18 protein-coding genes and 1 pseudogene are annotated in these 22,964 nt (G+C 50.4%); 7 read left to right on the top strand and 12 right to left on the bottom strand.

The annotated features are described in order from the left end of the window. Positions 1-254: 254 nt before the first annotated feature. Positions 255-380, top strand: coding sequence for a hypothetical protein (locus tag KCG55_RS10585; RefSeq protein WP_003678791.1), 126 nt, complete (start codon positions 255-257; stop codon positions 378-380). A 68-nt stretch (positions 381-448) separates the two neighbouring features. On the opposite strand, the gene hflX is transcribed toward KCG55_RS10585, so the two are convergent. The 4 genes from hflX to lptF form a co-directional block, all read right to left on the bottom strand. After that, entirely contained in the window at positions 449-1,609 is a 1,161-nt protein-coding gene (hflX, locus tag KCG55_RS06680; protein WP_254322468.1) for a GTPase HflX, read from the bottom strand. A 44-nt stretch (positions 1,610-1,653) separates the two neighbouring features. Further along, complete coding sequence (locus KCG55_RS06675) at positions 1,654-2,874, bottom strand: glycosyltransferase (protein ID WP_254322467.1); 1,221 nt, start codon at positions 2,872-2,874, stop codon at positions 1,654-1,656. A 119-nt stretch (positions 2,875-2,993) separates the two neighbouring features. Next, the gene (lptG, locus tag KCG55_RS06670; protein WP_254322465.1) at positions 2,994-4,064 is read right to left on the bottom strand and encodes an LPS export ABC transporter permease LptG; all 1,071 of its coding nucleotides are present in this window, start codon (positions 4,062-4,064) and stop codon (positions 2,994-2,996) included. Further along, positions 4,061-5,176 carry an LPS export ABC transporter permease LptF gene (gene lptF / locus KCG55_RS06665; RefSeq protein ID WP_254322463.1) on the bottom strand — a complete coding sequence of 372 codons (1,116 nt, stop codon included), beginning with the start codon at positions 5,174-5,176 and terminating at the stop codon, positions 4,061-4,063. Before lptF ends, lptG begins: the two co-directional genes overlap by 4 nt. A 158-nt stretch (positions 5,177-5,334) precedes the next feature. On the opposite strand from lptF, the gene KCG55_RS06660 reads away from it, so the two are divergent. The 3 genes and pseudogenes from KCG55_RS06660 (at position 5,335) to znuD (ending at position 9,835) form a co-directional block, all read left to right on the top strand. Further along, on the top strand, positions 5,335-6,744 hold the full coding sequence (locus tag KCG55_RS06660; RefSeq protein WP_254322461.1) for a leucyl aminopeptidase: 1,410 nt from the start codon (positions 5,335-5,337) through the stop codon (positions 6,742-6,744). Positions 6,745-6,845: 101 nt separating this feature from the next. After that, complete coding sequence (locus KCG55_RS06655) at positions 6,846-7,328, top strand: cupin domain-containing protein (protein ID WP_254322459.1); 483 nt, start codon at positions 6,846-6,848, stop codon at positions 7,326-7,328. 219 nt (positions 7,329-7,547) lie between these two features. Next, positions 7,548-9,835, top strand: a pseudogene (gene znuD, locus KCG55_RS06650) (TonB-dependent zinc receptor ZnuD). Between the two features lie 84 nt (positions 9,836-9,919). Here the strand turns inward: znuD and KCG55_RS06645 are convergent. The 4 genes from KCG55_RS06645 to KCG55_RS06630 all read right to left on the bottom strand — a co-directional run bounded on the left by KCG55_RS06645 (position 9,920) and on the right by KCG55_RS06630 (position 12,157). Then, positions 9,920-10,732: a phosphatidylserine decarboxylase gene (locus tag KCG55_RS06645; RefSeq protein WP_254322457.1), complete on the bottom strand. Its 813-nt coding sequence runs from the start codon at positions 10,730-10,732 to the stop codon at positions 9,920-9,922. A gap of 224 nt (positions 10,733-10,956) precedes the next feature. Then, positions 10,957-11,223: a hypothetical protein gene (locus KCG55_RS06640; RefSeq protein ID WP_254322456.1), complete on the bottom strand. Its 267-nt coding sequence runs from the start codon at positions 11,221-11,223 to the stop codon at positions 10,957-10,959. Next, entirely contained in the window at positions 11,204-11,611 is a 408-nt protein-coding gene (locus KCG55_RS06635; RefSeq protein ID WP_254322455.1) for a phage holin family protein, read from the bottom strand. The genes KCG55_RS06640 and KCG55_RS06635 overlap by 20 nt, the downstream gene beginning before the upstream one ends. Positions 11,612-11,722: 111 nt before the next feature. After that, complete coding sequence (locus tag KCG55_RS06630) at positions 11,723-12,157, bottom strand: DUF883 family protein (RefSeq protein ID WP_003686098.1); 435 nt, start codon at positions 12,155-12,157, stop codon at positions 11,723-11,725. A 264-nt stretch (positions 12,158-12,421) separates the two neighbouring features. On the opposite strand from KCG55_RS06630, the gene KCG55_RS06625 reads away from it, so the two are divergent. The 3 genes from KCG55_RS06625 to KCG55_RS06615 are packed head-to-tail and all read left to right on the top strand — an operon-like array spanning position 12,422 to position 18,607. Beyond that, the gene (locus tag KCG55_RS06625; protein ID WP_254322453.1) at positions 12,422-15,181 is read left to right on the top strand and encodes a DNA methyltransferase; all 2,760 of its coding nucleotides are present in this window, start codon (positions 12,422-12,424) and stop codon (positions 15,179-15,181) included. Positions 15,182-15,227: 46 nt separating this feature from the next. Then, a complete protein-coding gene (locus tag KCG55_RS06620; RefSeq protein WP_254322451.1) occupies positions 15,228-17,366 on the top strand; it encodes a helicase-related protein in 2,139 nt (712 codons plus the stop codon). A gap of 2 nt (positions 17,367-17,368) precedes the next feature. Further along, entirely contained in the window at positions 17,369-18,607 is a 1,239-nt protein-coding gene (locus KCG55_RS06615; protein ID WP_254322446.1) for a GIY-YIG nuclease family protein, read from the top strand. A gap of 167 nt (positions 18,608-18,774) precedes the next feature. On the opposite strand, the gene sucD is transcribed toward KCG55_RS06615, so the two are convergent. From sucD to lpdA, 4 genes are all read right to left on the bottom strand, one after another. Continuing rightward, positions 18,775-19,665 carry a succinate--CoA ligase subunit alpha gene (gene sucD / locus KCG55_RS06610; RefSeq protein ID WP_002221113.1) on the bottom strand — a complete coding sequence of 297 codons (891 nt, stop codon included), beginning with the start codon at positions 19,663-19,665 and terminating at the stop codon, positions 18,775-18,777. Positions 19,666-19,675: 10 nt separating this feature from the next. Continuing rightward, entirely contained in the window at positions 19,676-20,842 is a 1,167-nt protein-coding gene (gene sucC, locus KCG55_RS06605) for an ADP-forming succinate--CoA ligase subunit beta (protein WP_049330956.1), read from the bottom strand. 71 nt (positions 20,843-20,913) lie between these two features. Next, entirely contained in the window at positions 20,914-21,201 is a 288-nt protein-coding gene (locus KCG55_RS06600; protein WP_004519272.1) for a hypothetical protein, read from the bottom strand. A gap of 124 nt (positions 21,202-21,325) precedes the next feature. Beyond that, positions 21,326-22,759: a dihydrolipoyl dehydrogenase gene (lpdA, locus tag KCG55_RS06595; RefSeq protein WP_002217382.1), complete on the bottom strand. Its 1,434-nt coding sequence runs from the start codon at positions 22,757-22,759 to the stop codon at positions 21,326-21,328. Positions 22,760-22,964: the final 205 nt, after the last annotated feature.

Genomic DNA, 22,964 nt, shown 5'->3' with positions numbered 1-22,964 from the left:
GACTGTCGAATTTTATAAAAAATATGGAAAACAAAGTATTGACCGTTTATCATATAATGAACGGTAACATATAAATACCGTTTATCTTTAAAAACTTCCAATTATTTTAATGTGAAAATGGAACTTTTTTAAAAATCCCAATACATTTTTTATTGACCTTAATCCATTTAAGCAGCATACTTTAGGCATTCCGCGAAGACGGAAATAAAAAACACACATTTACTTATAACACTAACTTATTGGGAAACCTCACCATGATTGATCGCCTTATGCCTATCTTTGCCGTTATCGGCATTTTGTCCAGCACCGTATACCTGAGCCTCGCCGCTTGGATGCTTTACGAAAGCGTGTTCAAAAAGAAAAGCCCTCTGTCGGCATAATCCTCGGATTTAAAATTTTACGGTAAGGCCGTCTGAACATTCAGACGGCCTTGTTTCATTCCATACTATCAATCACTTGGCTGTACAGCCAATTCAATCATCGCTTCGCGCAAACCGTCCAAGCCCAAACTTTCGGCAACGGAAACATTCACGCCGACGGCATGCCCGGAGTTGTCGCGCAAAATGCCTGCCTCACGCATACCCGACGGCAGCAAATCAATTTTGTTGTACACCACCAATTGCGGAATTTCATGCGCGCCGATTTCTTCCAAGACTTCGTTGACATCGTCCATCTGCCGTTCAAAATCGGGATTGGAGGCATCAACAACATGCAGTAGCACATCCGCCATTGCCGTCTCTTCCAAAGTAGCAGAAAACGCCGACACCAGCTTGTGCGGCAAATCGCGGACGAAACCGACGGTATCGGTCAAAATCACGCTCGCCTCGTGCGACAAAAAAAGCCGACGCGCAGTGGTATCCAAAGTGGCGAACAACTGGTCTTTCGCCAATACGTCCGCTTTGGTCAAACGGTTGAACAGGCTGGATTTTCCGGCATTAGTATAGCCGACAATGGCAAAGGTTTTCAGACGGCCGCTCATGCGCGATTTGCGGCGTGTGGCGCGTTGTTTGCGGACATCGGCAAGCTGCTTTTTCAATGCCGTGATTTTTTGTCCGATTAAACGGCGGTCGGTTTCCAGCTGGGTTTCACCCGGCCCTTTCAAGCCGATGCCGCCCTTCTGACTTTGCAGGTGTCCATAACCGCGTACCAGCCGTCCACTTAAATGGTTCAGCTGGGCCAACTCCACCTGCAACTTACCTTCCTGCGACTGGGCGCGTTTGGCGAAAATCGCCAAAATCAAACCTACTCTGTCGAGGACACGGCATTGAAGCTCTTTTTCCAGATTACGCTCTTGTGTCGGCGTGAGTTCGTGGTTGAACACGACCAGCCCGACATCATGCTGCTTGACCACTGCCGCCAACTCTTCCGCCTTGCCCGTACCGACAAACAAAGCCGGATGCGGTTTGTCGCGGCGTGAAGTTTCGATAGAAACCAAATCGCCACCGGCCGCGCTCACCAATTCTGCCGCTTCGGTCAAGGCCGTCTGAAAGCCGCGCTCGCGCGTTTCGTTTGCGCCGGAATAATCCGCCGTCAGCATTACGCCAACCAAGAGGACGCGTTCGGGCTGCTCCAAAGATTTATCGACGGAAAACAGATTGCGCTTGCTCAAAAAATTTCCTTTCAGACGGCCTGACGGCTGGGTCAAAGTGCCGATTAACGGTTTTTCAAAATATCGGCAAAATATTCGGTCACTTCTGCCAAACGTCCACCCTGCGCGGCATAAGGCTGCATTACGGCCACCAGCTGCTCCAACACTTCGCGCGTTTCGGTTTGCGCGTGTTCGCGGTAGAGCCACATATTTTGCATGGTTACCGTGGTCAATTCCTCGCGTACATTAAGCAAGAGCAAGTGGCGGCAAGACTCGTAGCCTTGGCGCAAATCGCCGGCCGCATAGGCGGTAACCGACAATTCATAGTCGATGTCCAACTGATAAACATTGCTTTGAACAAAAAGAATATCGTCTGTTGGGAACGGAATGCGTTTCGCCATCAGGCCGATCGCATGGGAAATACGATATTTCCCTTCCTGACGCAGCATGGTTTGCGCAAGGTAGAGACACTCAGCACGGTGCGGGTTGTAATCGTAACCTGCCAACCAAGTCGCCAAGGCTTCATCGCGTTTGCCCATTAATTTGTAGCACTCGCCCAGCTGTTGGTAAGAAACCGTCACTTCCTCAACCCAACCGCCCAACTCGATGCGTTTTTTAAACCATTCGCTCGCACGCTCGGGCATATCAGAGTCCCAATAAGAACGCGCTGCATAAAAGGCGTAACGCGGTTTCAGGTCTTCATCTTCAGGGCTGTAAAACGCTTTTTCCAAAGAAACAGCGTCAAGCAGGTATTTGTTCGCCATATTGCTGCGCGCGCCGAAACGGCCGCTGAGAACCGTATAGTCGCCATGAAGCGTGGCTTCGCTGGTATCTTGTTTGTCGGTTTCGATAAACTCGTGCAACACGCCGCGCCAGTAGAATGTACCGTCATTGCGCAACAACAGCGGACGGTAATAAACCACGCTGCCCATGGCATTTCTCATGCGGAGGCGGTAACGGTCGGCGGTCAACTCGGGCAATTCTAATTTGCCTTCAAAGCGGTCGTCCGCATCAAAAATCAACACGTAATCGGTTTTTCCTTTTGCGTGTTTCAACGCCTGATTGCGGTTGTATGCAAAATTTTGCCAACCATCATGATGAACCTCGCCCGCTATGCCCTTTGCATCGAAAAAGCGGCGGATCACGCCGACGGTATCATCGGTCGAGCCGGTGTCGCTGATGACGTAGTAGTCAAGTTTGATGTGGTCGGTGATGTTGGCCAGTGTTTCTTCGATGATTGCTGCTTCGTTTTTGACAATCATATTCAAGCAGATGGTTTGGGACATTTTCAATAGCCGCATTGGTTTGGAAAGGTATTATTTTACTTTAGCATTTTGTTTTTTGCACACAAAATACTCAGGCCGTCTGAAGATTGCCTTTCAGACGGCCTGAAGTTTATTTTGTCTTATCTTTTTTCCTGACGACGTATCAGATACACCGCCAACAGTGCAAACAAAACCGTCGGCAATGCGCCCGCCAAAAACGGCGGCACGCCGTACAATTGGCTGGTAAAGCTAAAGAGCCGTCCGGCAAAGTGGAACAGCAAACCGAGGCAGATACCACCGAAAAGTTTCAAGCCCATATTGCCGTGGCGCGTGGTTTGCGGGGTAAAGGCAAAGGCAACAAGCGCCATCACCCATGCGGCAACGGGATACACCAGCTTGCGCCACCATGCGATGGCATAGACTTGGGTATTTTGGTTGTTTTTTTCCAGATGGTCGATGTAGGTGGTCAATTCGCCGACAGACATTTGATCGGGCTTGACGAGCAATACATCCATCAGGTTGCGTTTGACGGAAATCGGCCAGTTTTCTTCGGCGGTAGTAGAAACCTCGACTTTATCTTCGCCCAATATGCTGCGGCGGATATTTTTCAGCTGCCAGCTACCGTCGGGATTCAAAACGGCTGATTCTGCTTCTGCCGCTTGGGTCAATTCGTTTTTATCGTTGCGCTCCCAAATTTTGATGCCCAAAAGCGTATGGTCGGGCAGCATTTCGCGCACGTTGATAATACTGTTTTTTTCTTTCAGCCAAAGGCCGGTATTGCCGGTACTAATTTTGCCGTTGATGGCGGCGGCTTTGATGTTTTCGGCTTTTTGGCTCAGCGTGGGGGCGACCCATTCGCCGAGCGCAACGGTGGCAATGGCGAAAATCAAACCGAACTGCGACAGAATCAACAGCAGCTTTTTGGTGCTCATGCCGCTGGCTTTGATAACGGTCAGCTCGCTGCCGGAAGCCAGTTGGCTGAGGGAAATCAGGCCGCCGATCAAAACAGCTAGCGGCATCAGTTCATATGCGCGCGCAGGCATCTGCATTAAAACATACTGCCCCAATTTTGCGCCGTTATAGCTGCCTTTTCCAAGATCGCCGACTTCGTTGATGATTTCAAAAAAGCTATACAAAGCGAGAAAGGCAAGGAGGGCGTAAACCGCCATAACCGCCATTTGACGGATGATGTAACGTGAAATCAGGTTCATTTTCCGCCTTTCAATGTCAGACTTTTGGCCACCGCCTGCCAGAAGGGTTGGCTGGGCATACTGCGCACGCGCAGCAGGACGACGGCAATCACAAACATGATGATGTGCATAGGCAGCAGTCCGAGCCAGAAATGGATTTTGCCGTCTTCCACGGCGTTGCGCAGGAAGGTCAGCCCGTTTTGGTAAACCAAAAATAGACCGATGGCAATCAGGATATTGTAGGTATGGCCGCTGCGCGGATTGAAATAGGAAAGCGGCACGGCAAGCAGGCACAACAACAAAACGCTGACTGTCAAGGAAATACGCCACATCAATTCCGCCTGGTGTTGGGGATTGCTGCTGCCAATCAGTTGGGCAGTCGGAATGGTGCGGCGGTGTGAAACAGGGTCGATGAGTTTAGGCGTGGTGCTGATAATCAGGCTGAGGTGTTGGAAAGAAACGCGGTTGTAATCGGCTTTTCCGGGCGTACCGCTGTAACGGTAGCCGTCGCGCAATTCAAGCGTGCGTTTGTTGTCGGTCAGCGAAAAATTGCCCTCTTTGGCAAAAACGATGTTGTCGTTGCCGTTTTTGTCCTGCTCGCGCAGGAACAGGTTTTTCATGATGCCGGATTCGGTATCGAAGGTTTCGACAAAATAAACCCTGCCGTTGCGCTTGCCTAAGTTATTGAACTCGCCGGCTTCCACCAAAGACAATTCCTGCTTCTGCTTCAAGATTTCGGCATATTCGCGGCTGCGCAACTCTGCCCACGGCATTACCCAAAGCTGCATGACGGCAATCAAAATGGCAAACGGCACGGCAAACTGTATGACCGGGCGTATCCATTGTTTCAATGCCAATCCGCAAGAAAGCCAGACCGACATCTCGCTGTCGCGCCAGTAGCGGGTCAATACGGTCAACGTACTGATAAATGCAGTCAACACCAACAAAAGCGGGGTCATGCCGATTACCCAGAAGCCGACCAAGGCCAACACGGCATCGATGGCGACACGCCCGTCGGCTGCGCGGCCAAGCAGGTTGATGGCCTGCGTCGACACCAATACCGCCAAGAGGACGACAAAGATGCCGACGGCGGTAAAGGAAAGTTCTTTAATAAAGTTTCTTTGGTAAATCATAAGATTGAGCGTGGTATACGGTTTATGGGAAACCTATATTTATTAATAAGGCTTCAGACGGCATGACACAAATGGAGTACAATGATTTTCATCTGTTCGGACGGTTGGTCAACATGCCGTCTGAACAACCGACAACCGTTCCAATCAGGAGAATAAACGTGAAATTTAGCACAAAAGCCGAAACTTTGCAGGCTCAACAGGCAGGTGCGCAATTATTTATCTGCGCCGAAGCATCGCAACTGAGCAACCCGACTGCCCTCGCCCTCTTCGCTTCCCTTGAAGAAGGTCAAAATTTCGCCGACACCAAAATCCCGACGGACAACGGTTTGCAAGCCATTGCCGTCGTCCGCCTCGAAAAAACCGACCGCGCCGCATTGAACAAAGCCGCAGCCGAAGCCGCCAAATGGGCGCAAAATCAAGAAACGGTCAATGTGGACGTTCATGCTTTCGATGAAGCGCAAGCAGCAACCGTTGCCGAAGCGTTTGCGATTGCGTTCGGCAATGCCGCCTACCGTTTCGACCGCTACAAAAAAGAAGCCAAACCGGCCAAATTTGTAGAAGCCGTGTTCCACAGCGCACACGAAGCCGCCATCAAAGAAGCCCTGCGCGTTGCCGAAGCGCAAGTTTACGGACAAAGCCTCTGCCGCGACTTGGGCAATGCCGCACCGAACGAATGCACGCCTGAGTTCCTCGCGCGTACCGCCAAAGCCGAAGCCGAAAAACTGGGCGCACACGCCAAAATCATTGAAAAAGACTACATCAAAGAAAACATGGGTTCGTTCTGGTCTGTCGCCAAAGGCAGCGTCGAAGACCCATATTTGGTCGAACTGAGCTATTTCGGTGCGGCCGACAAAGAAGCCGCGCCTGTAGTATTGGTCGGCAAAGGCATTACCTTCGACACCGGCGGCATTTCCCTCAAACCCGGCCTGAACATGGACGAAATGAAGTTCGACATGTGCGGCGCGGCAACCGTTATCAGCACCTTCTGCGCCGCCGTCAAACTACAACTGCCGATCAACCTCATCGCTGTCGTCGCCACTTGTGAAAACATGCCTTCCGGCGCGGCCAACAAACCGGGCGACGTCGTAAAAAGCATGAAAGGCTTGACCATCGAAGTGTTGAACACCGATGCCGAAGGCCGTCTGATTTTGTGCGACGCATTGACTTACGCCGAACAATTCAAACCTAAAGCCGTTATCGACGTCGCCACCCTGACCGGCGCGTGCATTATCGCCCTGGGTCATGACGTCAGCGGCGTGATGGGCAACAATCAAGATTTAGTCGACAGCCTGCTGGCCGCTTCCCGCAACGTGGACGACAAAGCATGGCAACTGCCGCTCTTTGAGACCTACAAAGACCAACTCAAATCCAACTTTGCCGACATTCCAAACATCGGCACGCCGGGGGCAGGCACGATTACCGCCGCAACATTCTTGTCTTACTTCACCGAAGACTATCCATGGGCACACCTCGACATCGCAGGTACCGCATGGAAATCCGGCGGTGAAAAAGGCGCGACCGGCCGCCCTGTTCCTTTATTGTTGAACTATCTGCGCAATGTGAAATAAATCTTGGGGGGAAGCCTGCGGGGTTAATCGTTTCAACCCCGCAGGCCGTCTGAAAACGGAATCCGCATTATCTGACTCAACCTGACAAACGGAGAACCACCATGAAACCACTATTTGCCGCATTATCTGTCGCCCTTCTGCTCGGCACATCCATCAGCGTTCAAGCTGCCGAACAAACTACCCCCACAGACCGCAACATCCAAGTGTACAAAAAAGCCGACTTAGCAGAATGGAACCGCGAAAATGCAGCCGGAGGCCAAGGCCCCTTGCTCGGCAGCTTTGCCTTCACTCGCCATCAAACCGCCGACCAAGACGCATTCAAAGAAATCGGCTGGCTCACCTTGCCGCCGGGCGCTTCCATCGGCCAACACAAACATACCGGCAATGAAGACGTTTACATCATCGTATCCGGCAAAGGCCTGTTTACCGACAGTGAAGGCAAACAAATCGAAGTCGGCGCCGGCGACATTACCATCGCCCGCCCCGGCCAGTCCCATGCACTCAAAAACATCGGCAAAAAGCCGTTGGTATTCTTAGATTTGATTGCAGAGACCGCTGGCGCTAAAGCCACTGAAACCAAGTAATACTTTCAATGAAAGCAAACAATCTGCCATGACTTTCTGCCTTACCCAAACCAGGAAACAGAGAGATTGTTCCATTTTCATTTAAACCTACATACAAGCTGAAGGCCGTCTGAAAACCACGCTTCGTTTTCAGACGGCCTTTTTTTCTCAAAAATCTTATTATATAAATGATGCAATGTTATATAATAACAGCCTTTTAAAATATGATGAGAAACTAAAATGACACAAACCACACTCAAGCCCATTGTTTTATCTATTCTTCTAATCAGCACCCCATCCTCTCCCAAGCGCATGAAACCGAACAGTCTGTTGACTTGGACGAGGTTACCGTCGTCGGTAAAAGCCGTCCGCGCGCTACGTCGGGGCTGCTGCACACTTCGACCGCCTCCGACAAAATCATCTCCGGCGATACCTTGCGTCAAAAAGCCGTCAACCTAGGCGATGCTTTAGACGGCGTACCGGGCATTCATGCCTCGCAATACGGTGGCGGCGCGTCCGCTCCCGTTATTCGCGGTCAAACAGGCAGACGGATTAAAGTGTTGAACCATCATGGCGAAACCGGCGATATGGCGGATTTCTCGCCCGACCATGCAATCATGGTGGACAGCGCCTTGTCGCAACAGATCGAAATCTTGCGCGGCCCGGTTACGCTCTTATACAGCTCGGGCAATGTGGCCGGTTTGGTCGATGTTGCCGATGGCAAAATTCCCGAAAAAATGCCTGAAAACGGCGTATCGGGCGAAGCCGGATTGCGTTTGAGCAGCGGCAATTTGGAAAAACTGACATCCGCAGGCATCAATATCGGTTTGGGTAACAACTTCGTGCTGCATACCGAAGGCTTGTACCGCAAATCGGGCGATTACGCCGTACCGCGCTATCAAAAAGAAGAAGGCCGTCTGAAACGACTGCCCGACAGCCATGCCGATTCAAAAACCGGCAGCATCGGCCTGTCTTGGGTTGGAGATAAGGGTTTCCTCGGCGTGGCGTACAGCGACCGTCGCGACCGCTACGGCCTGCCTGCCCACAGCCATCTCTACGACGACTGCCACGCCGACATCATCTGGCAAAAGAGCTTGATTAACAAACGCTATTTGCAGCTTTATCCGCACCTTCTGACCGAAGAAGACGTTGATTACGACAACCCGGGCTTGAGCTGCGGCTTTCACGACGACGATGATGCACACGCCCATGCCCACAACGGCAAACCGTGGATAGACCTGCGTAACAAACGCTATGAACTCCGCGCCGAATGGAAGCAGCCGCTCCCCGGTTTTGAAGCCCTGCGCATACACCTAAACCGCAACGACTACCACCACGACGAAAAAGCAGGCGATGCAGTAGAAAACTTCTTCAACAACAAAACACACAACGCCCGTATCGAGTTGCGCCACCAACCCATAGGCCGTCTGAAAGGCAGCTGGGGCGTGCAATATTTGGGACAAAAATCCAGCGCGCTTTCCGCCATTCCTGAAACCGTCCAACAACCGATGTTGATTGACAATAATGTGCGCCATTACAGCTTTTTCGGTGTAGAACAAGCAAACTGGGACAACTTCACGCTTGAAGGCGGCGTACGCGTGGAAAAACAAAAAGCCTCCATCCAGTACGACAAAGCATTGATTGATCGGGAAAACTACTACAACCAACCCCTGCCCGACCTTGGCGCGCACCGCCAAACCGCCCGCTCGTTCGCACTTTCGGGCAACTGGTATTTCACGCCACAACACAAACTCAGCCTGACTGCCTCCCATCAGGAACGCCTGCCGTCAACGCAAGAGCTGTACGCACACGGCAAACACGTCGCCACCAACACTTTTGAAGTCGGCAACAAACACCTCAACAAAGAGCGTTCCAACAATATCGAACTCGCGCTGGGCTACGAAGGCGACCGCTGGCAATACAATCTGGCGCTCTACCGCAACCGCTTCGGCAACTACATCTACGCCCAAACCTTAAATGACGGACGCGGCCCCAAATCCATTGAAGACGACAGCGAAATGAAGCTCGTGCGCTACAACCAATCCGGCGCCGACTTCTACGGCGCGGAAGGCGAAATCTACTTCAAACCGACACCGCGCTACCGCATCGGCGTTTCCGGCGACTATGTACGAGGCCGTCTGAAAAACCTGCCGTCCCTTCCCAGCAGGGAAGATGCCTACGGCAACCGTCCTTTCATCGCACAGAAAGACCAAAACGCCCCTCGCGTTCCGGCTGCGCGCCTTGGCGTCCACCTGAAAGCCTCGCTGACCGACCGCATTGATGCCAACTTGGACTACTACCGCGTGTTCGCACAAAACAAACTCGCCCGCTACGAAACGCGCACGCCCGGACACCATATGCTCAACCTCGGCGCAAACTATCGCCGCAATACGCGCTATGGTGAGTGGAATTGGTACGTCAAAGCCGACAACCTGCTCAACCAATCCGTTTACGCCCACAGCAGCTTCCTCTCTGATACGCCGCAAATGGGCCGCAGCTTTACCGGCGGTGTAAACGTGAAGTTTTAAAATCGGACAGGCAAACAAAAAAGGTTTTCAGACGGCCGTCTGAAAACCTTTTTCTTGTTTTAACCAATCATTTAAAACTGACTATTAATCTTTCAACACATCTTGCACAGCCGCTTGAATCTTAGCCGCCGCTGCTTCAATTTGCTGCTGTTCGGTAGATTGGTTTGCCACTGTTTCAACCGGAGTCGCTTGTGAAGCAGGCGCAGCTTGTGGAGCTGCGGCTTTAGGATCAGATTCAGCTTGCGGCGCAGTCAGCGGCAAACGCGCCAATACAGTGCTGACGCCGGTAACTTTATCGCCAATCGCCACTTGCGCCTGCGCATCGACAGGCAGATACATATCCACGCGCGAACCAAAGCGGATAAAGCCATAGCGTTCGCCGCGAGACAGTTTCGCACCGGCTTGGGTGTAGCACAAAATACGGCGCGCCACCAAACCGGCCACTTGAACAAAAGTAATTTCACGGCCAGAAGCCGTAGTCGCCAACACCGCATTACGTTCGTTTTCCGTGCTGGCTTTGTCCAAATCCGCATTCACGAATTTGCCTTTGTTATAGACCACTTTAGTAACCGTACAATCGGCAGGCGATTTTTGCGAATGCACGTTGAACACGTTCATAAAAATACTGATTTTCAAAGCATCGACATCACGATACGGATCGCGTGCGCGCTCGACCACCACGATACGGCCGTCAACCGGACTCAACACCGCTTCAGGATTTTGCGGAATTTCACGCGCAGGGTCGCGGAAAAACTGCAAAGCAAATACGGTAAACACCCAAAACGGCAAAGACCACCAGCCGCAGCATATCGACACCAGCAGGCTCAAAGCCAAACCGCCGCCGATAATCGGCCAGCCCTCACGGGCGATAATCGGGTGGGGATACAAACGGTTCATCACTTATCCTTCATTTAATAATTTCAAAATTGTCGCCATTATATCTGAAACTCCAAACATTGAGGCCGTCTGAAATGTTCAGACGGCCGGTGTCTTTTGTAAAAATACTCAACATAGATAAAGTTTCAGTTTCAGCAACACAATGACGCAGCGTCCTCAACCAGCGGCTCACACGGGCCAACAACTCGCCGCAAATATCATTTTGACCAAACCTCTTCCCTCGATTATCTCGACAAACCCAGTATGACCGCCAACACCAGCCAAATCCAATGCCGACGGCGTGATGTAGAGAACAAAGAGCGTTGAGACAACAAACGCGTTTGGCTCAGCTGATACGCCACATCTGCGAGCTTAATCAACTGATTGCCCTGTCGTGTTTTGCTTTCTTCCGCTTTACGCAGTTTCAAATTTTCCGCTTCAATCCGCAACCGCACCAGCTTGGCTTCCAAAAGCAGCAACTCGCGCGCTTCTTCATACTCCTGTTGCTTCATCGTCCGCATCCTTGTCTATCTCACCGCGCAAATACGCAATATCCGATCGAATATCCTGCAAGGTCTCAGCCACGCGACTACCCTGCTCCCGATAATCTGCCGATACTTTGCGGAACAATACGGTAATAATCAGCAGACTCACGAAGAAAATGCCGAAAAACACCCACAAAGCCGCAACATCCGTCAGCACGCGGTTCAATCCGAACAGCAAACCGACCAAGCCCACCATCAACAGTGCGCCGGACAATACCAGCCAAATCGCCAACCGGAACACATTTTCCGCCTGACGCGTCAAATCCAAGCTCAATACCTGCAAGCGCAGCAGCAGCAAATCCGCGCCCTGATTCAACAAAGCCTTGCCATGTTCAAAACGCTGGCGAATTCCCATCTTAACTATCCTTTTTTTCTCAGGAAACATAAGGCTAAGGCCGTCTGCACGGCGCAATGAAATCCATGATTTCATGTGCACGCCTGTTCAGACGGCCTTAACATATTCGCATTAACGGCGGTTCAACAACACACCGACAACCAAACCGGCTAATGCGGCAAAACCCATTGCATAATATGGTTTTTCATGCACCACTTCATCAGCGTGTTTGGCACCGCGTTTCAAACGCGCACCTGCATCGGCTTCAAATTCGGCAAAACGCTCTTTGCCTTCTTTCAAACGCTCCTGAGCCGCCTCTTCAAACTGCTCGTATTTTTCACGCGCACGCTCGGCATGATGGCGCAGACGCTCGCCGGCTTCTTCTTCAAAACGGCTCAAACGCTCTTTGGCCACAGCCAATTTTTCTTCCAATTTGGCTCGGGCTTTGCTGCCCTCTTCCGAACCGGCTTCAACACCATTGCGGTACAACTCTTCCACATCATCCATCACTTCTCGGATGTCTTTCAGCAAAGCCTCGCGACGTGCTTCAAAATCGTGTTTTTTCATGCTTTTCTCCTTGATATAGGTTGATATGGTTACAGACTATTTATCTGTTAATAAATTATAACCGTTTATTCCGAAATAAACGTTAATTTAAATTAAATTAAGTGCTTATTCTGAAAATGACTAAATGGAATTTAAAAAAGGCCGTCTGAAAACTTCAGACGGCCTTTTTTAATACCTTTTACACAGCCTATTCCAATATTCTTTTTTGATAAAAAAAGATATAATTTCATATCATTACAATTTCTTAACAAAGGTGTCGCAACCATGGCAGTCAATCCTACCAAACTTTTTGACGGGCTGGCCAAGCTCGTGCAGTCGGAAGACAAAGCAAACTTCATCTACGGCTTCCTACGCCTGTTCGATACCCCGAAAGCCACCATTACCAAACTGCAAAACCAAACCCCCGGCACCAACGTCGCCGATATGCCCTTGCATGGCGAAATTGCCCTCAGCCGCAAACTCTATTTCAAACCTGTCGCCCCCGATGCAGACATATACGACGTCCTGCAAGACCTGAAACAATCCGCCACAGCCGACAAAAACAAAATCCGCTTCTTTATCGTAACCGATTTTCAAAACATCGCCGCCTACGATATCCAAGCCGACGACTACCTCGAATGCGCCTATACCGATTTAGCGCAAAACTACGGCTTTTTCCTTCCTCTCGCAGGCTTGGAAAAAAGCAGCGGATTTGAAGAAAATCCTGCCGACACCAAAGCCGCCGAAAAAATGGGGCGCCTTTTCGACCAAATCCGCCGCACCAACCATCTCGAGAAACCCGAAGACATCCATGCCCTCAATGTCTTCCTGACCCGCCTGCTCTTCTGTTTTTTTGCCGAAGACACCAAAATCTTCCCCAAAGACAGCTTTACCAAACTCATTGAAAGCCATACGCATAAAACCGGCGAGAATACAGACGAAGTCCTGACCGCACTTTTCCAAACCCTCGACACGCCTCCTGAAAAACGTTCCGAAGCCCTGCCTGCCCATCTCGCAAGCTTCCCCTACGTCAACGGCGGGCTTTTCCAGGCAGACGAGCCCATCCCCGATTTCGATACACGCACCCGCCGCCTTTTGCTCGAATGCGGCAAACTCAACTGGTCTGAAATCAATCCCGACATCTTCGGCTCCATGTTTCAAAGCGTGATAGACCCGAAACAGCGCAGCCGTTTGGGACAGCACTACACCTCCGTCCCCAATATCATGAAAGCCATCAAGCCGCTCTTTCTTGACGAGCTTCAGACGGCGTTTCAAGACATCTTCAAACGCTATCCCAGCAATGAAGGCCGTCTGAAAGCCCTATACAGCCTCTCCATGCGGCTGGGCAACATCAAAATCTTCGACCCTGCCTGCGGCAGCGGCAATTTCCTGATTATCGCCTACAAAGAGCTGCGCCGCCTCGAAATCGAAATCTTCAAAGCCGTCAAAGAAATCGACAGCAACGCCATTTTCAGCAGCCAAATCCGTCTCGACCAATTTTACGGCATCGAGCTGGACGACTTCGCCCACGAAATCGCCATGCTTTCGCTTTGGCTGGCCGAACACCAAATGAACCTTGCCCACGAAAACGAGCTGGGCAACAGCCTGCCCACCCTGCCTCTCAAAAGCGGCGGCAACATCAAGGCCGCCAACAGCCTGCGCGAAGACTGGGAGGCCTTCTGCCACCGCAACAACCGCGCTGAAGACGAAGTCTATATCGTCGGCAATCCCCCGTTTGGCGGCTCAAATTCGCGCGACGAGGAACAAAACGAAGATATGGATATGGTTTTTGACGGCTGGAAAAAATACGGCGTCTTGGATTACGTTGCCTGTTGGTTTTGGAAAGGCGCGCAATATATCCGCACCAGCCGCGCCAGGCTCGCCCTTGTCGCCACCAATTCCATCAGCCAAGGCGACCAAGTTGCCACCCTCTGGCCCCCTATCTTCGCATTGGGCAACCGCATTGCCTTCGCCTACCAGACCTTCCCGTGGGCAAACAATGCCAAAGACAAAGCCGCCGTCCACGTTGTCATCATCGGCCTGGAAGCAGCATATCTTTCAGACGGCCTCAGCCCCAATAGCGCTCAGCCCAAGCTCTACAAACTTCTCGATAAAGAATGGCACAGCCAAAGCGTTGCCAACATCAGTCCCTATCTAATTGCAGGCAGCAATCTTTCTGTTGAAAAACGCTCGAATCCTATTTGCTCTGTCTCAAAAATGTACAAAGGAAACCAACCTGGAGATGGCGGCAATCTCATCCTTACCACAGAAGAAAAAGACAGCCTCATCGCCCGTGAGCCGCAGTCTGCCAAATGGATTAAAAAACTGCTCGGCTCTGACGAATTTCTCAACGGCAAACAACGCTGGTGTCTCTGGCTGACTGACCTGACCCAAGAAGAACTCGACAGTCTGCCTGAAAAACATCCCCTCGTTGCCGAAAGGGTAGAAAAAGTACGCGCTGTCCGCCTTGCCAGCAAAAAAGCTGCAACCGTTCAAAAAGCAGACATCCCCCATTTGTTTGATGAAATCCGCCATCCTACTTCCGGCAACTACATTCTCGTTCCTTGTCATTCATCTGAAAATCGGGACTATATTCCTCTAGGTTTTTTGATAGATGGAACCATCAGTAACAATGCCAACCTGATGATCCCCAATGCCACCCTCTACGAATTCGGCATCCTTACCTCTGCCATGCACAACGACTGGATGCGCACTGTCGCAGGCCGTCTGGAAAGCCGTTATCGCTATTCCGGCACGATTGTGTACAACAATTTTCCTTGGCCCGAAGCCGACGAAGCTGAAAAATCTCGCATAGCCGCGCTTGCTGAAGACATCCTGCTTATCCGCGCCGACTACCCCGACCAAACCCTCGCGCAACTCTACGATCCCGATAAAATGCCGCTGCCGCTCAAAGAAGCCCATCTCCGCCTCGATACCGCCGTTGACCGCCTCTACCGCACCAAACCCTTTTCAGACGGCATGGAGCGCGTAGAATTTTTGTTTGATTTATACGAAAAAGCCGTCAACGGCCAAAAAACGCCGTAAAACGGCATCTTTGCCCCGACATCACCGTCTTTAAAAGGAAAATATCTTGACTATCCCCCTGCTCCACGTCGAATACGGACAAACCGGTAACAGCACCAAACCAAACAATATGGGCATGCGCGAAATGCAGGCCAAAGCGTTTGCCAAGCGCGACGCGCAATATCTGCTGCTCAAAGCGCCGCCCGCTTCAGGCAAATCCCGCGCGCTGATGTTTTTGGCTTTGGACAAGCTGGCCCATCAAGGCATCAAAAAGGCGATTATCGCCGTACCCGAAATGTCCATCGGCGGCTCGTTTGCCGATACCGAATTGGCGAAACACGGCTTTTTTGCCGATTGGCGCGTCAAGCCGGAAAACAATCTCTGCACCGGCAGCGGCGACGACAAAGACCAAGGCAAAGTGGATGCCTTTATCCGCTTTATGCGCGGCAATGACCAAGTTTTGGTCTGCACCCATGCGACGTTCCGCTTTGCTTTCGACAAACTCGCAGATGTCGGGGCATTTAATGACACGCTGGTGGCGATTGACGAGTTCCATCATGTTTCTGCGGAAGAAAACAACCGTTTGGGCGCAGTCTTGGACGAAATCATGCGCAACTCCTCGGCTCATATTATCGCCATGACCGGCTCGTACTTCCGAGGCGACGCCGTACCGATTTTGAGTGAAGAAGACGAAGCCAAGTTTGAAAAAGTAACCTACACCTACTACGAACAACTCAACGGCTACCGATATTTGAAATCTCTGGGATTGGGCTACCATTTCTACCAAGGCCGCTATCTCGATGCTTTGGGTGAAGTGCTCGATCCGTCGAAAAAGACGATTATCCATATTCCCAACGTCAATTCGGGCGAAGCGGCGGTCGATAAGTATTCGGCAGTCGACCATATCATCGACACCTTGGGCGAATTTGTGGAAAAAGACCGCGAAACAGGCATCATCACGGTCAAAGCCCATGACGGCAGGCTGCTGAAACTGGCGGATTTGGTGGACGACCGTAAAACATCCGACCGTTCTTTAATTCAGGCATATTTACGCAATATCAAATCGCGCGACGATATGGATATTATTGTTGCGCTGGGTATGGCGAAGGAGGGGTTCGACTGGCCCTATTGTGAGCATGTACTGACCATAGGCTACCGCAGCTCGATGACGGAAGTCGTCCAAATCATCGGTCGCGCCACTCGAGATTGCGAGGGGAAAACCCATGCTCAATTTACCAATCTGATTGCGCAGCCTGATGCGGCAGATGAAGATGTCAAAGTGTCGGTTAATAATCTTTTGAAGGCGATTACGCTGTCGCTGCTGATGGAGCAGGTGTTGGCGCCCAATATCACTTTCCGCCGCCGCTCTGATATGAGGCCGGATGAACAGCCCAATCCGGGCGATGTGATTATCGACGATACGACGCTGCCCGCCTCTAAAAAAGTCGTCGATATTCTGAATAAGGATTCAGACGACCTTATCGCTGCGTTGGTACAGGATACGCAAAATGCCAAACGCTATATTCAGGAAGACACGCCTGCTTCTGCCATCAATGAAACCGCGCTGCCGAAGATTGTTGCCTGCCGTTATCCCGAGCTGTCGGTAGAAGAGCAAGACCAAATTGTGCAAGGGACGCTGACTAAAATGGCGGTAACCCAGGGCGGCGGTATCAAAGACGGCAAGGATTTGCCCGATAACGCGCTTATCGAAGGCGAAAAAACCTATATCAGACAAGGAGATTTTTTTGTCGATACGGTTAAGTTGCAAGAAGCCGGGCAGAGTTATTCTGTTGAAGAAACTGTCAGGGAACGAGATTTGCCTGACAACGCGAAAATCAAAAATCTGCAAACAGGCGAAGTCAAAACCGCTGACAACCGTTTTATCAAAGTCGGCGAAAAATTTATCAATGTAGATAGGTTGAATGTGGATTTAATCCGCGAAGTCAATCCTTTCAGGGACGCATATGAAGTCTTGTCCAAAAATGTGGACGCGCCGCTGTTGAAAGCGATTCAGGATTATGTGCAGGCAGACCGTATCCAAATGACGGAAGATGAGGCCGCTATGCTGTGGCCGCGTATCAATGAATTTGTCCGCACCAACAATCGGATGCCTGACAAAGATTCAGACGACCCCTTGGAAAAACGCATGGGCGAGGCCTTAATCTATATCCGCAACAAAAAAGCGGAACGCATGGCAAGGGGCTGAATATGTTGCTAAAAGGTATGCGCGTTGATTCTAAAATCACCAGCTTGGACGATATTTTCAATCATGACGATTTAGGTCTGCTTGCCGATGTCAAACCGATTACCGCCAAAGCCGATGCCGACGCAATGGTTTTACAAACATTCGGCGAAGTCGAATCGTTTTTCAGACGGCATGGACGTTTACCGAATAAAGACGGTAATTTGGATGAAAAAATTTTAGATAGGAAATGGCAAGCCTTGCTGAACAACAAACAGCATTGTGAAACCCTTCGACAATACGATACGCTCAATCTGCTAAGGCCGTCTGAAAAAACGGAATGCTGCAAAGCTGAAAATGTGGTTACGCTGGAAGACATCTTCAACAATGACGATTTAAACCTGCTCGACGTGGGCAATACGGATATTTTCAGGATAGAACACATCCAACAGCGGACGATAAATGGGGCTCCCTATACGGACGAAGACAATGCGGTACGGCAACCCTGTACGGACTTTTGGCGGTTTGAAGCTTGGTTCAAACAAATCCACCACATGCTCAAACACGGTAAAGCCCATTTTGAACGCCTCAAAACTGAAACCTTTCTTCAGCCGGGCGATGTGTTCCTATTACACGGGGCCTTGTGTTACGTCGCTGATTTTGCGGAGACGGAAGATAGGAAAAGTACAAGAGGAAACAGACGGCTGCGCGTTATTTATGAAAACGGGACGGAATCCAACATCCTGACCCGCTCGCTCGCCCGCGCTGTATATAAAGATGAAAACGGTAAAAAAGTCATGCTGGCCGATACTGAAGCCCTGCCGGATATTTTGACCGCCCATAATCAGCCGGATTTGGTAACTGGACACCTTTATATCGTCAAACTGCTTCAACCCAAACCGCAGCTTGCCGCCTATAAAAATCTCTATAAAATAGGCTTCACGACGGATACGGTGGAAAACAGAATCGCTAATGCGGAAAGCGATACTGCTTTCTTGGAAAGCAAAGTTGTCCCTGTATTGTCTTTTGAATGTCGCAATATCAATCCGCATACGTTCGAGCGTTTATTGCACGCCTTCTTTGCTGCACAAAAACTGAATATCCGTTTAATAGGGAAAGACGGGAAAAGTTACATCCCAAATGAATGGTTTGATGTCGGATTAGATGTCATTGAAAAAGCCGCTGAATATATTGTCAACGGTACAATTAACCAATACCGAATGGACAACACAACTGGGAAAATCGTTCAAAAACTGATGAAGTAAAACAGTTTAACAATTAGGGGATTCTATCCATATGCCCTTTCGGTACTGTCCTTACCAACATTGGTTTGATTTGCAAAAATGTATTCTTATCTGCCATTTATCCCTTAAATTAAAGGCCGTCTGAAAACTTCAGACGGCCTTTTCAATTCAGCCTAAAGACTTAAGTCTTATGCCAAACCTTTTGCCTTCAACACTTCCAGCATGGTAGTGCCCAACTCGGCAGGGCTGCGGGTGTAAGCGATACCGGCTTTTTCGAAAGCGGCGAATTTTTCTTCGGCAGTACCTTTACCGCCGGAAATAATCGCACCGGCGTGGCCCATACGTTTGCCTTTAGGAGCGGTAACACCAGCAATGTAACCTACAACAGGTTTGGTTACGTTGGATTGGATGTATTCGGCTGCTTCTTCTTCCGCAGTACCGCCGATTTCACCGATCATGATGATGGCGTCGGTATCCGGGTCTTCTTGGAAGAGTTTCAGTGCGTCGATTTGGTTCATACCAGGAATCGGGTCGCCGCCGATACCGATACAGGTTGATTGACCCAAGCCCAGTTTGGTGGTTTGTGCCACAGCTTCGTAAGTCAATGTACCGGAACGGGAAATAATACCGATGCGGCCTGGAGTGTGGATGTGGCCCGGCATAATACCGATTTTGCACTCACCCGGAGTAATCACGCCCGGGCAGTTAGGGCCGACTAAGCGGGTACCGTTGCCGTTGGTTTCCAAGTAACGTTTGGCTTTGAGCATGTCCAGAGTTGGTACGCCTTCGGTAATCACAACGACCAAGCCTACGCCTGAATCAACGGCTTCAACGATTGAGTCCAAAACAAACGGAGCTGGAACGTAAATTACAGATGCGTCCGCGCCGGTTTCTTTAACGGCTTCTTTCATGGTGTTGAACACGGGCAGGTTCAGGTGGGTTTGACCGCCTTTGCCTGGGGTAACGCCGCCAACAACTTTAGTGCCGTAAGCCAGAGCTTGTTCGGAGTGGAAAGTACCGTTTTTACCGGTGAAACCTTGAACCAATACTTTGGTGTCTTTATTAATCAATACGCTCATTCTTTTCTCCTTAGGCGTTTACGGCTGCAACAATTTTTTCGGCTGCGTCATTCAGGCCGTCTGCAGAAGTCAGTTTCAGACCTGATTCGTTCAGGATTTTCGCGCCGAGTTCGGCGTTGTTACCTTCCAAACGAACAACGACAGGAACGTTGACGTTGATTTCTTTAACGGCTGCCACGATGGCTTCCGCAATCATGTCGCAACGTACGATACCGCCGAAGATGTTGATCAATACGCCTTTAACGGATTTGTCTTCCAAAATCAGTTTGAACGCTTCAACCACGCGGTCTTTGGTTGCGCCGCCGCCAACGTCCAAGAAGTTGGCAGGTTGGCCACCTTTCAGTTTGATGATGTCCATAGTGGCCATCGCCAAACCGGCACCGTTCACCATACAGCCGATGTTACCTTCCAGGGCAACATAGTTCAGGTCGAATTCGGAAGCTTTCAGCTCACGTTCGTTTTCTTGAGATTTGTCGCGCAAAGCGGCAATTTTCGGCAGACGGTAGAGCGCGTTGCTGTCGATACCGATTTTGCCGTCCACACAGGCCAAGTCGCCGTTTTCACGGACTGCCAATGGGTTTACTTCAAACAGGGCGAAGTCGTTTTCGATAAACGCTTTGTACGCGCCGGTCATCAGTTTGACGAACTCGTTGATTTGTTTGTCTTTCAAGCCCAGTTGGAAGGCAACTTCACGAGCTTGGCAAGGTTGCAGGCCGACCAGCGGATCAACGGTTACTTTGAAGATTTTTTCTGGAGTTTCGGCAGCAACTTTTTCGATTTCCACGCCACCTTCGGTAGAAGCCATGAATGTAACGCGGCGGGTAGAACGGTCAACCACTGCGCCCAAGTACAGCTCGGTTTGAACAGGATACATGTCTTCGCAAACCAAAACGCTGTTGACAGGTTGGCCGTTGGCATCGGTTTGGTAAGTTACCAAGTTGGTGCCAATCAGGCTTTCAGCCACTTCTTTAGCTTCTTCGCGGCTTTTAACGACTTTTACGCCGCCCGCTTTACCGCGGCCGCCGGCGTGTACTTGTGCTTTGACAACAGCGAATTTGCCGCCCAATTTGTCGTAAGCTGCAGCGGCTTCTTCGCCGTTGTGTGCCAAAATACCGCCTTGTACGGGCAAACCGTAGCTAGCCAGCAGTTCTTTAGCCTGATACTCGTGTAAATTCATGGATTTCTCCTTAAGGTGAGTGGGTTTTAGGAATCGCCCTGCGGCCAATCCCATATTTTCAGACGGCCCTACTATTTACTGAAGGGCAACCACATCCGCGCCAGCAGATACATGGTTGCACCGCCTCCCCCGAGAATAAAAAAGACGATGCCTTTTTTACGCGAATTCGGGCAGAGCAGATAAACGGCAAGGCTGAAACTGATAAACAACAATGCCACGCGCCAAACCAATTCTTTATCTTTGAAACGGTTGAGCGTATAAGTTTCGGTCATCATCACATACATCTGCCACAATGCGGCCATACACATGCTGATGATGCCCATCGGTATAAAGAAAATACCGACTATTTCTTTGTTCATAATGAATGTAAATGCTGTTTGTTTGTCTGACGGAATTATAAATCAGAAAACGAAGCTCTCGGAACATTCAATTTGTCGAAGGCCTTAAGGCCGTCTGAAAAGTTTCAGACGGCCTTAATGTCTATCAACCGTGCAAAGCGCGTTTGTCGGCCGCCAATGCAGCTTCGTGAACCACTTCGGACAAGGTTGGGTGGGCATGGATAATGCGGGCGATGTCTTCGCTGCTGGCGAAGAATTCGAGCGCAGTCACGCCTTCGGTAACCAATTCGCTGACAACCGGGCCGATCATGTGTACGCCCAAGATGCGGTCGGTTTTGGCATCTGCCAACACTTTAACCGTACCTTTGGCTTTGCCCATGGCCAATGCGCGACCGTTTGCACCGAAACCTGAAGTACCTTTTTTGTACTCCACGCCTTCGGCTTTGAGCTGCTCTTCGGTTTTACCCACCCAAGCGATTTCAGGATCGGTGTAAATAACAAACGGTACGTTGTTGAAATCGATATGCGGTTTTTGACCGGCAATGCGCTCGGCAACGGCAACACCTTCGTCGCTGGCTTTGTGTGCCAACATCGGGCCACGAACCACGTCGCCGATTGCCCATACGTTAGGCAGGTTGGTACGGCATTCGCCATCTACTTTGATAAAGCCGCGTTCGTCTTTTTCCAAACCTACGGCTTCGGCGTTCAGGCCTTTGGTGTTTGGAATACGGCCGATGGCAACGATCAGTTTGTCGAATACTTCGGTTTTGGCTTCGCCGGCAGCTGTTTCGTAAGCAACGGAAACGCCTTTGCCTTCAGATTTGATGTCGCCGATTTTCACGCCCAATTCAATGCTCAAACCTTGCTCTTTGGTGAAGTATTTGAAGGCTTCTTTGGCGATTTGTTGGTCGGCGGCAGCCAGGAAGGTCGGCGCAGCTTCAAGAATGGTAACTTCTGCACCCACGCGGTTCCATACGGAACCCATTTCCAAACCAATCACGCCGGAACCGATCACGCCGAGTTTGGCAGGAACTTCGGTCAGGTTCAATGCGCCTTCGTTGTCCAAAACGTTCACATTGTCGATAGCGACTTGTGGCAGCGGACGCGGTACGGAACCGGTCGCTACGATGACGTGTTTGGCTTCGATAACGGTTTTCTCGCCTTTGTTATCGACTTCGATTTGGTAAGCATCGCCATTTTTACCGGCAAAGGAAGCAGTACCGAACAGGCTGGTTACTTTGTTTTTTTGGAACAGGAATTTCACGCCGCCGGTCAGCTTGGTCACGATGGCATCTTTGCGCTCAATCATTTTGGCCGCGTCGAATTTTACGTCGCCGACAGTGATACCGTGTTCGGCAAAATCGTGTTGCGCGGCGTGGAAATGTTCACTCGATTGCAACAGGGCTTTGGAAGGGATACAGCCTACATTCAAGCAAGTACCGCCCAATGCAGGGGCATTGCCTGCTTTGTTAACGCCTGCATCGACGCAAGCGGTTTTGAAACCCAGTTGCGCGGCACGGATGGCGGCAACGTATCCGCCCGGGCCTGCACCAATCACTACTACATCATATTGAGACATCGTGTCATCCTTTGCTTTTGCAGTATCTCAAAATAAAAACGATACTTTTTGTTTCTTTTTTATTTTGAATGACTGCGTTTTGATGGTTTTAAGAAAAGGCCGTCTGAAAGTCCATACCTGCCGATTCATTCGAATCAAATGTTTCAGACGGCCTCAATCGTTTGTTGAGCCTATTGTAGCACGATACTACATTACGCTACATCTA

It is taken from the genome of Neisseria subflava, assembly GCF_024205745.1.
Lineage (GTDB): Bacteria > Pseudomonadota > Gammaproteobacteria > Burkholderiales > Neisseriaceae > Neisseria > Neisseria flavescens_B.
The sequence above is the reverse complement of the archived record's forward strand: the minus strand, read 5'-3'. Positions and strand labels throughout refer to the sequence as shown.